Origin of the sequence: Alcanivorax sp. (assembly GCF_040119285.1) — a bacterium.
Taxonomy (GTDB): Bacteria; Pseudomonadota; Gammaproteobacteria; order Pseudomonadales; family Alcanivoracaceae; genus Alcanivorax.
This window is the reverse complement of record NZ_JBEDTY010000032.1, coordinates 180,242-193,635: the sequence shown is the minus strand read 5'-3', so window position 1 is coordinate 193,635 and position 13,394 is coordinate 180,242. Positions and strand designations below refer to the sequence as shown.

At 51.1% G+C, this 13,394-nt stretch carries 11 protein-coding genes and 1 tRNA gene; 6 read left to right on the top strand and 6 right to left on the bottom strand.

The features are described from left to right. Window positions 1-559 precede the first annotated feature (559 nt). From ABNH10_RS10345 to ABNH10_RS10320, 6 genes are all read left to right on the top strand, one after another. The gene (locus ABNH10_RS10345) at window positions 560-1,750 is read left to right on the top strand and encodes a pyridoxal phosphate-dependent aminotransferase (protein ID WP_349385853.1); all 1,191 of its coding nucleotides are present in this window, start codon (window positions 560-562) and stop codon (window positions 1,748-1,750) included. A 68-nt stretch (window positions 1,751-1,818) separates the two neighbouring features. Beyond that, window positions 1,819-1,894 (top strand) — tRNA-Asn (locus tag ABNH10_RS10340). A 640-nt stretch (window positions 1,895-2,534) separates the two neighbouring features. Continuing rightward, window positions 2,535-2,975: a hypothetical protein gene (locus ABNH10_RS10335; protein ID WP_349385852.1), complete on the top strand. Its 441-nt coding sequence runs from the start codon at window positions 2,535-2,537 to the stop codon at window positions 2,973-2,975. A 40-nt stretch (window positions 2,976-3,015) separates the two neighbouring features. After that, window positions 3,016-3,819, top strand: a complete 804-nt coding sequence (locus ABNH10_RS10330; protein ID WP_349385851.1) for an exopolysaccharide biosynthesis polyprenyl glycosylphosphotransferase — start codon at window positions 3,016-3,018, stop codon at window positions 3,817-3,819. Then, window positions 3,819-4,697: a glycosyltransferase family 2 protein gene (locus tag ABNH10_RS10325; RefSeq protein ID WP_349385850.1), complete on the top strand. Its 879-nt coding sequence runs from the start codon at window positions 3,819-3,821 to the stop codon at window positions 4,695-4,697. The genes ABNH10_RS10330 and ABNH10_RS10325 overlap by 1 nt, the downstream gene beginning before the upstream one ends. Continuing rightward, window positions 4,698-5,495 carry a glycosyltransferase family 2 protein gene (locus tag ABNH10_RS10320; protein ID WP_349385849.1) on the top strand — a complete coding sequence of 266 codons (798 nt, stop codon included), beginning with the start codon at window positions 4,698-4,700 and terminating at the stop codon, window positions 5,493-5,495. Window positions 5,496-5,526: 31 nt separating this feature from the next. Here the strand turns inward: ABNH10_RS10320 and ABNH10_RS10315 are convergent, their stop codons facing one another. From ABNH10_RS10315 to pgi, 6 genes are all read right to left on the bottom strand, one after another. Then, window positions 5,527-6,639 carry a polysaccharide pyruvyl transferase family protein gene (locus ABNH10_RS10315; RefSeq protein ID WP_349385848.1) on the bottom strand — a complete coding sequence of 371 codons (1,113 nt, stop codon included), beginning with the start codon at window positions 6,637-6,639 and terminating at the stop codon, window positions 5,527-5,529. 4 nt (window positions 6,640-6,643) lie between these two features. Then, a complete protein-coding gene (locus tag ABNH10_RS10310) occupies window positions 6,644-7,960 on the bottom strand; it encodes a flippase (protein ID WP_287963590.1) in 1,317 nt (438 codons plus the stop codon). Continuing rightward, window positions 7,957-9,036, bottom strand: a complete 1,080-nt coding sequence (locus ABNH10_RS10305) for a nitroreductase family protein (protein ID WP_287963591.1) — start codon at window positions 9,034-9,036, stop codon at window positions 7,957-7,959. The genes ABNH10_RS10310 and ABNH10_RS10305 overlap by 4 nt, the downstream gene beginning before the upstream one ends. Window positions 9,037-9,171: 135 nt before the next feature. Further along, window positions 9,172-10,188 carry a UDP-glucose 4-epimerase GalE gene (gene galE / locus ABNH10_RS10300; RefSeq protein ID WP_349385847.1) on the bottom strand — a complete coding sequence of 339 codons (1,017 nt, stop codon included), beginning with the start codon at window positions 10,186-10,188 and terminating at the stop codon, window positions 9,172-9,174. Between the two features lie 96 nt (window positions 10,189-10,284). Beyond that, on the bottom strand, window positions 10,285-11,667 hold the full coding sequence (locus ABNH10_RS10295) for a phosphomannomutase/phosphoglucomutase (RefSeq protein ID WP_349385846.1): 1,383 nt from the start codon (window positions 11,665-11,667) through the stop codon (window positions 10,285-10,287). An 80-nt stretch (window positions 11,668-11,747) separates the two neighbouring features. After that, window positions 11,748-13,394 carry a glucose-6-phosphate isomerase gene (pgi, locus tag ABNH10_RS10290; protein WP_208742087.1) on the bottom strand — a complete coding sequence of 549 codons (1,647 nt, stop codon included), beginning with the start codon at window positions 13,392-13,394 and terminating at the stop codon, window positions 11,748-11,750.

The window sequence follows — 13,394 nt, the reverse complement described above, 5'->3', positions numbered from 1 at the left end:
GGTGCTGCGTGCTCACTCTGTCGAACGTTACATCGGCTGGAGTCGCTCGAGCCAGTCAACAATCTTTGTTTTGTTGTCCTACCGATCACCTGCACTGGCTAGTTATACTTGGCGAAAAGCGAACGCTTTCAGAAGTCGTCCGCTTGGCAAAAAGCAATAGCGGCAGAGCGCTGGGCGGTTCGATCTGGCAACCGGGCTTCCACGCCCGAGCTATCCGACGCGAGCAGGATATCTTGCCCGCGGCACGCTATATCGTCGCCAACCCACTCAGAGCAGGCCTGGCCCACCAAATTGGAGACTACCCCTTCAGGTATGCCGCCTGGCTATAAGGCACCCTGCCTTTGTGTAGGGGTGGTTCCACCGCGATCCCAGGCCCACCCCTGCCCCGGACCAAACACTTCGTGGTGGAACCACTACTCCTACAAAAGCCACCAGGCGCCGCCATCCAGATGAAATACGGGACATCCACGGCCATATCCGGTAAAATGCCTGCCCCTTTCTGTGTCGCTCGGCGCATAAAAGCACAGCCGATCCGACGCTCTAGATGAACGAGGAGTGCATGTCCGATATCAGCCTTTCCGACCGCGTACAACGCATCAAGCCGTCTCCCACCCTTGCCATTACCGCCAAAGCCGGTGAATTGCGGGCACAGGGTAAAGACATTATTGGGCTGGGTGCCGGTGAGCCGGATTTCGATACCCCGGAACATATCAAACAGGGCGCCATTGAAGCGATCAACGCCGGCAAAACCAAGTACACCCCGGTGGACGGCACTCCCGGCCTCAAAAAAGCCATTATCGACAAGTTCCAGCGCGATAACGGCTTGGCCTACGAGCCCGCCCAGGTGTTGGTGTCCAGTGGCGGCAAGCAGAGCTTCTTCAACATGGCATTGGCTCTGTTGAACGACGGCGACGAAGCCATCATCCCAGCGCCCTACTGGGTGAGCTACCCGGACATGGTGCTGGTTGCAGGTGGTGTGCCAAAAGTCCTCGAAACGGACGTGAACAGCCGCTTCAAGATCACCCCTGAACAGCTGGAAGCGGCGATCACGCCGAAAACCCGCCTGTTCGTGATCAACAGCCCGTCCAACCCGTCCGGCATGGCTTATTCCCTGGAAGAGCTCGCCGCATTGGGTGAAGTGCTCAAGAAACACCCGAACATCATCGTCGCCACCGACGATATGTACGAGCACATCCTGTGGACTGGCAAACCGTTCATCAACATCGTCAACGCTACCCCAGAGCTGTATGACCGCACCGTAGTCATGAACGGTGTTTCCAAAGCCTACTCCATGACAGGCTGGCGCATCGGTTACGCAGCAGGCCCGCAGAAACTGATTGCCGCCATGAAGAAGGTGCAATCCCAGTCCACCTCCAACCCGGCCTCCATTAGCCAGGCCGCAGCGGAAGCGGCGCTGGCCGGCGATCAAGGCTGCGTGGACGAGATGGTTAAAGCGTTCAAAGAGCGTCACGACTATCTCACCGACGCCCTGGATGCCCTGCCCGGCGTGAAATGCGCTAAAGGCGATGGCACCTTCTACGCCTTCCCGGACTTCTCCGACGCCATTGCCAACATGGAGGGTGTGGAGTCCGACACCGATCTGGCCACCCTGCTACTGGAAACCGCCGAAGTGGCTCTGGTACCTGGTTCCGCCTTCGGCGCACCAGGCTGCATGCGCCTGTCTTTTGCTGTCGGCATGGACACGTTAAAGGAGGCTATCCGCCGGATTGAGCAAGCATTGGCTAAATAAGCAACAAACGCGCCTCCGGGGTGTTGACGACCTCGAGAGGCGTCACTAATATACGCGCCTCAAGACATTCCGCCTTAGCTCAGTTGGTAGAGCAAATGACTGTTAATCATTGGGTCGCTGGTTCGAGCCCAGCAGGCGGAGCCAAACAAGAAAAGGGCTTATCCATCGGGTAAGCCCTTTTTCTTTGCCCAATGATTGAGCCCCCTGCGGGCGCTGAGTTAATCATTGGTGAATCCAGTGAATTCACCTAGTTCGAGCCCAGCAGGCGAAGCCAAACAAGGAAAGGGCTTATCCATCGGGTAAGCCCTTTTTCTTTGCCCAATGATTGAGCCCCCTGCGGGCGCTGAGTTAATCATTGGTGAATCCAGTGAATTCACCTAGTTCGAGCCCAGCAGGCGGAGCCAAACAAGGAAAGGGCTTATCCATGGGGTAAGCCCTTTTTCTTTGCCACAAAGATGGGTCGCCCTGCGGTCGACAGTTAATCATTGGTGAATCCAATTGCGTTCGCTGCGCCCCCTTCAAGCCGACCCACCCAAGACATTCCGACCCTCAGTGGTAAACAGAACACCGTTATTGTCATTAATGCACCACCGGAACTGCGCTTCCATTGAGCAACCGCTTTGCAGCCCGGCCCTCCACTACAAAGCCAGAATCAGTGGCACAGGGGCCAACCCTACGAATTGTGAATAGCACAAGGCATGATAGAATCGCATCCTCGCCTGACATTACGCCCTAGATGGATGCAGCAGGCACACTGTCTGGCCATATCAGGAATCAGCTAAAGATGCAGCAGGATCCCGTCACTCTCAGCCCCTCACGGCATAACCGTTGGTATGAGCGTATTCTATTAAACCCCACCCTTGGACACCTGCTGTCACTGGGGATCATCCTTCTTGGTTCCCAGTTTCTGGCCTACCAAGCGTGGATACAAAATACCAATCAAGGCATCACCCTGGGATTATTGGCGGGGTGTTATTTGCTCACTATTTACCTCAGCAGCAATATTGCCAAATACGCCGGTGGTCGCGCGGTGCGTTACCATCTTGGAACCACGCTCATCGCTATCGCTGTGGTCTTGGCAGGTGTATTGCTTATACGAATTGGCTACTCCCGGAGCTCACTGGTCATTGGCATTGCGTTATTGATAAGCCTTCGCGCGCTCTCTGTTCCGATTAATCAACGCTTCCGTTACTTGAAACTCGCCTGCATCCCCTCTCACCATTGAGTCTATCCTTCCCACGCTTTCCGGGAGCTTTGACTACCGCGTGCTTGCGGAACCAGATCTGGGTCAAACCCGCTATGACGGCCTGGTTGTAGACATGGAAGCCGAACTTGCAGATGAATGGATACGCTTTATCAGCCACTGCAACATCGCTGGCTTCCCTGTTTTTAACGCCCGAAAAGTCACTGAAAGCCTGAATGGCAAAGTCAATCTCGCCGCACTGCAAAGCATGGATCTGGCAAACCTGCAGCCTCAACCGGTCTACCTGGCTGCCAAGCGTGCACTGGACATTATGCTTACCCTGCTTGTCGCACCCTTGTTGATTCCTTTTTGCCTAGTCGTCGCACTCTTAATCAGGTTCGACTCACCCGGCCCGGCTATATTTGTTCAGGAAAGAATCGGTAAAGGGAACCGCGTTTTTAGAATGTATAAGTTTCGCTCCATGCTGCCCAGAGAGGCAGGCGAAGCTACTGCGCAATTTGCCGACCAAGATGCACATCGCATTACCCGCTTGGGGGCGTTTATTCGCAAAGTGCGAATCGATGAACTGCCCCAGTTCCTGAACATTCTGAAGGGTGACATGAGCCTGATCGGCCCCCGCCCCGAACAGCCTGAGTTTGTGGAGCACTTTGAGGAAAAACTTCCTTACTACAGCTACCGACACATTATTCGTCCAGGTATCACTGGCTGGGCCCAAGTGAATCACGGCTACACCACTGATACAGAAAGCACACGAGAGAAGGTAGAACACGACTTCTACTACATCAAAAACCTCTCCCCCTTGCTGGATTTTCTGATTGTTATGCGAACACTAAAAACCATGGCCACAGGGTTTGGGGCACTATAATGCACGATAGCAACCCCAAAATTTCCGTCATTATCCCCATCTACCAGCACTGGGAACTCACTAAGGTTCTGTTTTCTGCCTTGGCCAGACAAACACTGCCGAAAAGTCTCTGGGAATGCTTCATCGTTGATAACGGCTCGGATGTTGTGCCAGCAGCAGACACTCTACCGGATTTCGTAAACCTGCTTGAGTGCCACCAGCCCGGCTCCTATGCAGCGCGCAACCTGGCACTTCAGCAAGCCCAAGGGGAACTACTGGTCTTCACTGACGCCGATTGCCGACCGAATCCCGACTGGCTAGAAATCATCTGGCGCCAGCACCTGGGCTGCAAAAAACCCACTCTGATTGCTGGTGGAGTCACTGTTCTGCGCTTTGACAATCTGAAACCTAACTGGATAGAAGTGTACGACATGGCAATGGGATTGCCTCAGGAACGTTACACACGACACGGCTACGCGGTGACAGCCAATTTATCAATTCCGCGCAGCGTCTTTACCGCAGTGGGCGAATTCGACCACAAGAGATTCTCCGGCGGAGATGCAGAGTTTTGCCAGCGCGCTGGTCAATCTGGCGTACCACTGGTGTATGTACCACAAGCCAATGTAGATCACCCTGCCAGAGCCGACTGGGAAGAACTGACCGTCAAGCTGAAGCGCGTAAAAGGTGGCCAGGTACGCTCCGGGCCTTTAAAGCGCAGGCTGAAATTTATCATCAAAACCTTCATACCCCCCGTTTGGGCATACTGGTTCGCCGTCAGAAACAAAAGAATAAGCCGTCTGCAAAAGCCGGCTGTCATTTTCATTCAAACCCGGCTCTGGATCACTGAAATGGGTATCACACTAAAGCTGCTGGCCAATGGAAAAATGGAGCGACGCTAGATGGCCTGCCCACAAGTATCCATCATTACTCCCTGCTTCAATGCAGAAAAATCATTACCCAAGACAGTAGCCTCAGTGCAGAAACAAACCTTTGTTGACTGGGAACTAATTCTGGTTGATGACCAATCCAGTGATCGAACCTACCAGACAGCCCTGCAATTAAGTAGAGAAGATGATCGCATCAAGGTAATTCAGCTAAGCGAAAATGGAGGCGCCGCAAAAGCAAGAAACTATGCCATTGAGCACGCCCGGGGAACGTTTATCGCTTTCATAGATGCAGACGATTGCTGGCTACCGCAAAAGCTCATGCGCCAGCTTGGGGCAATGAAGGAAAAGGGGTGGCCACTTAGCTACACCGCTTACACTCGGCTCAACAACCAAGGCGAGACGATGAATACAGTAGGCGTACCTGAAAAACTGAGCTACCGGCAGTTACTCAAGACCAATTATATTGGCTGCTCAACAGCCATTTATGATGCGCAGCAGCTCGGTAAAGTTTATATGCCCGAACTTCGCAAAAGGCAGGACTATGGACTCTGGCTAAAAATCCTCAGATCAACCTCGTTCGCTTATGGGATCAACGAGTCTTTGACACACTATCTTGTCCAAGAAGACTCGCTCTCATCCCAAAAACGTAAAGCTGCAGCTTACAATTGGCAGCTATACCGAAACCAGGAAAACCTATCACTACTCAAATCCATATATTACTTTTCACACTACGTCATCAGAGGAATTTTGAGGAATAAATTCCCCAAACTGGCAGCAGCACTCGGCGTCCACTATCCTCATTCAAGCTGAAACATGTGTTGATGTGAAGCAGCCCGAACCTCTAGCCTTTTTCGAGGAACGAAAACACATCCTTCCACATAGCCATTGACTGAGACTTTAACTCTTCGGAGCTATTCGCAATCTTCCTCCTGTGAGCCTCGAGCTCACTCGCGCCCAACAGAAGCTCGACACGGGACCACAGCGCATCATAACCACCTCCGTCAGAAACCATCAGGCTCTCTACACCATAATCCAGCATTAGCTCCCTGTACTTGTGCGACCAACCTGTTGCCACCGCCGGTATATTCTGGGATAAGGCACTAACTAAACCATGAAAACGTGAACTGACAACAATAGAAAAGGAACCAATTAGAGCCTTAATTTCAAGAGGGTCATCACTCTGCAGCAACTCAACCTGGCCTTTGTAAGTGTCTACGATGAAATCCGCAATATCTTTATCTTTCTTTCCCTCATGTAGCAACACTGAAACAGTCCTGCCGGATTTTAAAAGGTCTCCAACTAGCCTAACCAGCATTTCCTGATAATTTTTTTCTGCCCCCATACTAATCATTTTATGATTAGGAATAACACAGACATCTCTGGTAACACCTGTCTCCCCAACCTTTACAAGGTTAGTAAAATCAGGAAACAGCCTTGCCTTACCTGCTTTAATTCCGTCCAGGCAAGACTTAGAAACGCGATCTCTTGCATAGATTGCATCTGCATTATCAAGAACGACTGCCATTTCCTTTTTGAACTTTCTACTAGGAAATGGGCCGAATGCTTGAGGCAGAAGGATAATTTTCTTACCTTGTTGCTTCAGCTTGACAATTTCTCTAGACAGCCTTTCCATTAGCTTATCAACGCCCCACTGCTCACCGTAAGCAAAGCCTGAAGCATCGAGCACAACATCAATTTCATTATTGATGACAACACCGTATCTACGCCTTAAAACTGCTGGAATCATGCGAAAAAGGAACGAAAAATCAACCCCCCTGAATTTCAACACCCCTTTCTGATAAAGACCATAACGCGCCCTTGCTTCATAGGGAGTATAAACATCACTAACAAATGAAGCCTTTAATCCAGCCGATTCGAAAGCCTGCATTATCGCCACAAGCATAAGCTCGGCACCTTTATTGGGAATACCAATACCTTTAATTTCAATAATCATAGTTTTACCGGTTTCTAGCATCGCGCGCTTTTGCCAATAGACTTAGAGACAGACCCACCACCCTGTACAGCAGCAGAGAGCGAAACATCATGAAAAATATTTTTCTCGATCTAGGCAGCACGCCAAAAATCCAGAAAGACGCAATTGAATACGATATTAGAGTTGCAATGGCAGCTCCGAGCGGCCCCATAACTGGTATCAGAATTAAGTTGAGGGCCACATTGGAAAGCGCACCTGCCCCCTGACTGATGAGAGAGTAGCTCAGCCGGTCCTCAGCAAGAATCCATTTGCTAACCAGGGCACGCATGGAGATAAAAACGCCCCCCCATATATGCACGATTAGTATCGGTACAGAAGCCAAGTAATCGTTACCAAACATCACGGGAACAAACAAACCAGCAACCAAAATCACAAATAGCGCTGCAGCAAAACCCAAAAGAGCCAAAAGAGCCAAAAGAGTTTCCAAAAAACGCTCATACACCTCTTCACCTTCATTTTTCTTTTTCAGCAAGCTCGGAAAAGAGGCAGTTACAATCATTACTGGCATGAAATACCAGATTTCAGAAATACGGCTCGCTACAGCATAGACCCCCACAGCCTCCACTCCGACCATCTTTCCTATCATCAACTGGTCTATCTTTTGGTAGACAATTGCCGTAACACCGGACGCAATCAGCGGGAGGCAGGTTCTAAGATATGACGAACAGAGTGACCATGAAAAATTGAACCTTATGCCTCCTGTCCTTCTAGAGAAAACCGAATATAACCAAAAAGTCATAATCGCAGCTTCCAGTATGTAACTGGCAACAATCCAGTAGAAATCCACATGCAGAAAAGCAGCAAACATCCTTAGAGCTGAGACAGAAACCGACGACAACATTTGCCCATAGGCCACAAGTTTATTTAGGTTTCTCGACTCCAACCAGAACGAAAATACTACGCCCCCCTTGAAAGTTTCGGCCACAAACAATATTAATATGTAAGCTTCAAGACCTTGGTTCAGGCTGAGATAACCGGAAACACACAGCCACAATAAAAGAAAAAAGATAGATGAAATCAACCGCATAACCAGAACCGTGGAGATAATGACATCCCTACTGCCACGGCCATTTATCAGATCTCGAGTAACAATAGAATTGAGCCCCAACTGAACCAAGGGGGAAGCAAGCGCAACGACGGATAGCGCCAAGCTCAGAAAACCAAAGCTTTCAGGACCATAAACCCTTGCCACCAACGCAATACCAAAAAAACCAGCAATCATCGAAAGCAACTTACCGACGATTAGCCAACCACTATTTGACAAAATGGTGCGAGCGCTCAATTATAGATCCGGATAGTATTGATGCTAAGCTTATCTGAACACGGGATAGCCCCCTCCTCACAAGGATGCCCGAGCGAAATCCACATCACGATTCTCTCATCCTTATTCAATCCCAGAATGTCTTCTGCTTGGCGCTCCCTTTCCTCAATATCTGGCCAGTTAATAGGGCAAGAACCCAACCCGAGAGTTTCCAGCGCATACATAAAGGACATGGCTGCCAGCCCTACATCGACATATATTACATGACGATCCCGAGGCTCCGGGTAAGCTCTCAGTTGCCCGACCACCGCCACCATCACAGGTATGTTTTCCGCAAAGCCCTTGATACCCATTGGTAAATGTCGTGTTTGCTTCAACAGCTCTGGGTCGTCAAATACACGAAAATAGAATGGCTGCCGATTACAGGCACTGGGCGACAGTGTTGCTATCTCTACAGCTTGGTCAATCAACTCTCTAGGGACAGGCTCCGGCCTGTACCATCTCACCGAGCGCCGTCGCTGCGACAAAGCAAGCATTCCCTCATACGTAACCGGTTGCTGCACCGAGTTTTTTCTCATAAAGGGGATCAATTTTTCTTTCGCCCGTCTCTTCAGAGGGAGCTCCCGCAACGCCTCCTCGAAGGCGGTTCTTGCCGAACGTACAATTTTAGTACCATCACAAACTGAGAAATACTCCTCCAGAACATCATGAGCCCATGTAATTTCATCTGAATCTTCCCCATTCCGTAACGTAGAGACAAATGAGTCTACAGTCTCAGTAATAATATCTTCTGCGAAAACCGACTTTCTCTGCCTCATGGAAAGGCCTTTCTCAAGTCGATGAATAGAGCGCCTCAAGTGGTAATTAACCCTCCACTGCCCCTCCCTGTTCTTCTCATGATCAAGCCGACCAGCAATAACCGATGCAGCTTCCCGATTAAAACTACTGCTAAAAATAAAAAAAATCTTTAGAAAAACCGTATTGGCCAGCGCAAGCCGCATAAACATCTGTCGAAAAGCACCGACGGCCCGCTGAAAGGCTGCCACACTTCTTTTCCCCACAACTTTTTTGATGATTTTCTTTACTGTGGCCTGCATTTCGGCAACTCCGAACTCGACTTGGCACCCCCCCCTTTTTTACCGAGGGTTATGCTCACTCAGGTATTGCTAAACGACACCTCTAGCAGAATTATCTGCATCAAAACTAAACCGGACCCATCAATAGAATAGTCGTTATGAAATATAACCATCCGGATTTTGCTTTTGCCAGCGCCAATGGTCCGCACACATCGCGTCGATTCCTCTTGTGGCCTTCCAGGCTAGCACCCGCTCCGCATGAGCTGGATCAGAATAACAACTGGCCACATCGCCCGGGCGACGATCAACAATACGATAAGGTACCTCACGGCCAGTTGCCGCAGAAAAGGCATTAACCATCTCCAACACGCTATAACCACGCCCGGTGCCGAGGTTTACTGTAATCATACTTTTTTTGTCCTCCAGCGCGCGCAGTGCAGCCAAATGGCCTTCAGCAAGGTCCATTACATGGATGTAATCTCGGACGCCTGTACCGTCCTGAGTGGGATAATCCCCACCAAAGATATCGAGCCTTTCACGCTTTCCAACCGCCACCTGAGCAATATAGGGCATTAAATTATTAGGAATGCCACAGGGATCTTCACCGATCTGGCCGCTCTTATGAGCGCCGACAGGGTTGAAATAGCGCAACAGGGCCAGCTGCCACCGGTTATCGCTGGTGTAGAGATCACGGAGCATATCTTCAATGTGCAACTTGCTGGCGCCATAAGGATTGGTCGCACTGAGAGGAAAGTCTTCCTTAATGGGCACAGAGGCCGGGTCACCGTACACCGTTGCCGATGAGCTAAATACCAGAGTGCGTACCCCTGCCCGTTCCATGGCTTCCAACAAACGTACCGTGCCAACCACATTGCAATCGTAGTACTGCAACGGCTTCTCAACCGATTCACCCACCGCCTTCAGGCCGGCAAAATGGATCACGGAATCGATATCATGGTCGGCGAAAAGTCGGTCCAGGCAATCCGCATCGCGAATGTCGCCTTCAATGAAAGTCAGCTCACGCCCAGTCAGCTTTTGAACACGGCGCAGGCTTTCCTCGCTGCTATTGGCCAGGTTATCAAGCACGACAACCTCGCGCCCTGCTTCAAGTAACAACAACACCGTGTGAGACCCGATATAACCGGCACCGCCGGTGACCAATACTTTGCTCATGATTCATCATCCTGTTCAAAGGTTATCGCCTGACCTGCCACCGCCCATCTCGTAAGCTCCACCATGTGATATTAAACAGTCAAGCCAATCGTAGAATTAACCTGCCACGGCCATCGCTTTGCTTACGTTAACCTCGAACAAGTCACGAATTCGGCCTAGCGCTTCATCGTTATCTGCCTCAAAACGCAACACTAACTTCGGTGAGGTATTCGATGCACGACACAGGCCCCAACCATCGGAATAATCCATACGAATACCGTCAATTACACACCGCTCACCGTCCCCAAACGGGGCGTGCTCTTGCAGGTATTTCACAATGGCGAACTTATTGTCATCTGTCACATCGATATTGATCTCAGGTGTAGTACACAGTGTGGGATAACGGGCAAACAGCCCATCGGCATCGCCATCAAAACGGCTCACGATGCCAAGAAGTCGTGCTCCTGCCACCAAGGCATCATCAAAGCCGTACCAATCTTCAGCAAAAAAGATATGCCCACTCATCTCGCCCGCCAGCAAAGCCCCTGTTTGCTTCATCCTGGCCTTGATCAAGGAGTGTCCGGTTTGCCACATTTCTGGCTCCCCCCCGGCGTCCCTAATCACGTCGAACAGGGAGCCTGTGCACTTCACATCAAAAATAACTTTCGCGCCTGGATTTCGACTCACCATATCCTCTGCCAGCGCCATTAGCAGAATATCCGGATACACCACCTCTCCAGCAGGTGTAACAACCCCAACCCGATCGCCGTCACCATCAAAAGCCAATCCAAGGTCGGCCTTTTCTGCTTTTACGCTAGCAATTAAATCCTGCAAATTGTTGAGGTCACCCGGGTCCGGGTGATGATTCGGGAAGGTGCCGTCGACGTCGGTGAACAGCGGCACAACCTCACACCCTAACGCCTCAAGCACTTGCGGTGCCTGTAAACCAGTGATGCCATTGCCACAATCGACAACCACCTTCATAGGCCGCGCTAGGCTATGGGCACTCAAAAACGCAGCCTGATAATCCACCAGCACATCCTGCTCACGATACTCGCCCTGCCCTTCAGCAAAGCGCTGATCTACAATTCTGCGATGCAACGCCTGAATGCGTTCACCCGAGAGTGTCACACCGTCAATCACAATTTTGAAACCATTGTAATTGCCCGGGTTATGGCTACCGGTCAGCATCACACCGGAATTGAGCCCCTCAATATGATGCGTTGCAAAATACAGCACAGGCGTCGGTACCAACCCCACATTCACTACTGCGCACCCGGTGGATTGAACACCCTCACTCAAGGCCAGCAACAAAGCGGGACCAGACAAGCGCCCGTCTCGCCCTATAGCGATGGCCGTCTGTCCTTGAGCTTGCACCTCGGACCCAATCGCCCGACCAATTTCATAAGCCCATGCATCCGTGAGCGTTTCGTTATAAATACCGCGAATATCGTAAGCACGAAAAATCGAAGCGGGAATGGGGTGAGTCATTAATGTCATCCTTGTAGGGCACAGAGCACACAACCAGCTGGCACAGCATGATAAGGGAGGGCTCTGTCCATTTGCATTCGTGTTTAATGTTATTGCGTCGCTTGCTTGCACGCGATATGGCGCGCTAACGACAGTGAGGAATCATCCACCTCATGGGCGCCATCAGGGTCCGCCAGAACCGCCAACATATCGGTGGCAATCACCTTGCCCATCTCCACGCCCCATTGATCAAAAGGATTTATTCCCCAAATCACCGCTTGGGCAAACACCTTATGCTCATACATGGCCAGCAAGGAGCCAAGGGTTCTAGGCGACAACTCATCCAGCACCAGAGTGGTGCTGGGCTGATTACCCCGATAACGCTTGTAAGCAGGCAAAGCCAGCGTTGAATCCAAAGCCTGCTCGCCAAACGCCAACAAACGCGATTGAGCTAGGCAATTGGCGTTAGACAGAGCATGCTGGCCTTCCAATTCCACCGCCGCACCCGAATGTGCGCTTTCGGTATAGCGCCGTGCGGTCATCAAAAACTCGCACGCCACCGGCTGAGTACCCTGGTGCAACAACTGGAAAAAGGCATGCTGTGCATTCGGGCCAACCTCACCCCAAATCACCGGACAGGTGTGGTAATCCACAGGGTCGCCATTACGCGACACACTCTTCCCGTTAGACTCCATCTCTAACTGTTCTAGATAAGCAGGCAGATATTTTAAGCGGCCATCGTAGGGCAGCACTGCACGGGCGCGGATATCCAGAAAATTGATATTCCACACATCCACCAAAGCCAGCATAACCGGGATATTCTCGTGCCATGGGCGCTGGCGAAAGTGGAGATCCATGTCATGGGCACCCGCCAGCAACTCACGGAATCCGTGCATCCCCACGGTAAGCGCAATGGGCAACCCGATAGCAGACCATAAAGAATAACGCCCGCCCACCCAATCCCAGAACTGTAACTGGTTAGTCGATGGAATCCCCCACGCGGTCATCTTGTCCGGTTGTGCGGAAATACCAATAAAATGGCAACGCAGCATCGCTTCGTTATCCATTTCAAGCCCCAGTGCACGGGCCATCCAGCTACGTGCCGTATTGGCGTTGTGCAACGTATCCACAGTAGTAAAAGATTTAGACGACACCAGCACCAGTGTCGTGCGTGGGTTCAGTTCCTGAAGCACCTGGGAAATCTGGCTGCCATCCATTGACGATGCGAAATGAAGGCTGGGCCGCACTTCTCCCTCTGCCAAGGGCGTCGAATGCAGCGCGAATGCCGCCATTAACGGCCCCAATTCAGATCCCCCAACGCCCACATTAACCACATCCGTAATCGCATCGCCCAATACACCCCGCCACTGACCTTCCAACACGCGCGAGACGATAGAGTCCATGATCTCCAGCTGGCCATGGATCTCAGCAGCTTGATCAGACGGATCACGGAGCAACCAGTGCTTGGCACTGCGGTTCTCGGTGCAATTCACCTCTGCACCGGCAAATAACGCCTCACGCCAACGATCAAGGCCCCGTTCATCGGCCAAACTCACTAATAAATCACGGGCATGAGACGACACCCTCTGCTTGCTCAAGTCTACCAAGAGACCATCGCTCTCAAGGCAAAAATGGGCACACCTTCCCAGCTCTTGAACGAAAAAATCAGACAAATGCAAAGAGCCTTCCTCACGGGCAAGGCTTTCAAGCTGCAGCCAGACCGAACTCTCGGTTAGATCATTTTGTTCAGGCACCAT

Excerpts from the sequence above, each read along its gene's own strand:
- ABNH10_RS10345 (WP_349385853.1), top strand. The coding sequence starts at position 560 with ATGTCCGATATCAGCCTTTCCGACCGCGTACAACGCATCAAGCCGTCT.
- ABNH10_RS10335 (WP_349385852.1), top strand. The coding sequence starts at position 2,535 with ATGCAGCAGGATCCCGTCACTCTCAGCCCCTCACGGCATAACCGTTGG.
- ABNH10_RS10325 (WP_349385850.1), top strand. The coding sequence starts at position 3,819 with ATGCACGATAGCAACCCCAAAATTTCCGTCATTATCCCCATCTACCAG.
- ABNH10_RS10320 (WP_349385849.1), top strand. The coding sequence starts at position 4,698 with ATGGCCTGCCCACAAGTATCCATCATTACTCCCTGCTTCAATGCAGAA.
- ABNH10_RS10315 (WP_349385848.1), bottom strand. The coding sequence starts at position 6,639 with ATGATTATTGAAATTAAAGGTATTGGTATTCCCAATAAAGGTGCCGAG.
- ABNH10_RS10305 (WP_287963591.1), bottom strand. The coding sequence starts at position 9,036 with ATGCAGGCCACAGTAAAGAAAATCATCAAAAAAGTTGTGGGGAAAAGA.
- galE (WP_349385847.1), bottom strand. The coding sequence starts at position 10,188 with ATGAGCAAAGTATTGGTCACCGGCGGTGCCGGTTATATCGGGTCTCAC.
- ABNH10_RS10295 (WP_349385846.1), bottom strand. The coding sequence starts at position 11,667 with ATGACATTAATGACTCACCCCATTCCCGCTTCGATTTTTCGTGCTTAC.
- pgi (WP_208742087.1), bottom strand. The coding sequence starts at position 13,394 with ATGGTGCCTGAACAAAATGATCTAACCGAGAGTTCGGTCTGGCTGCAG.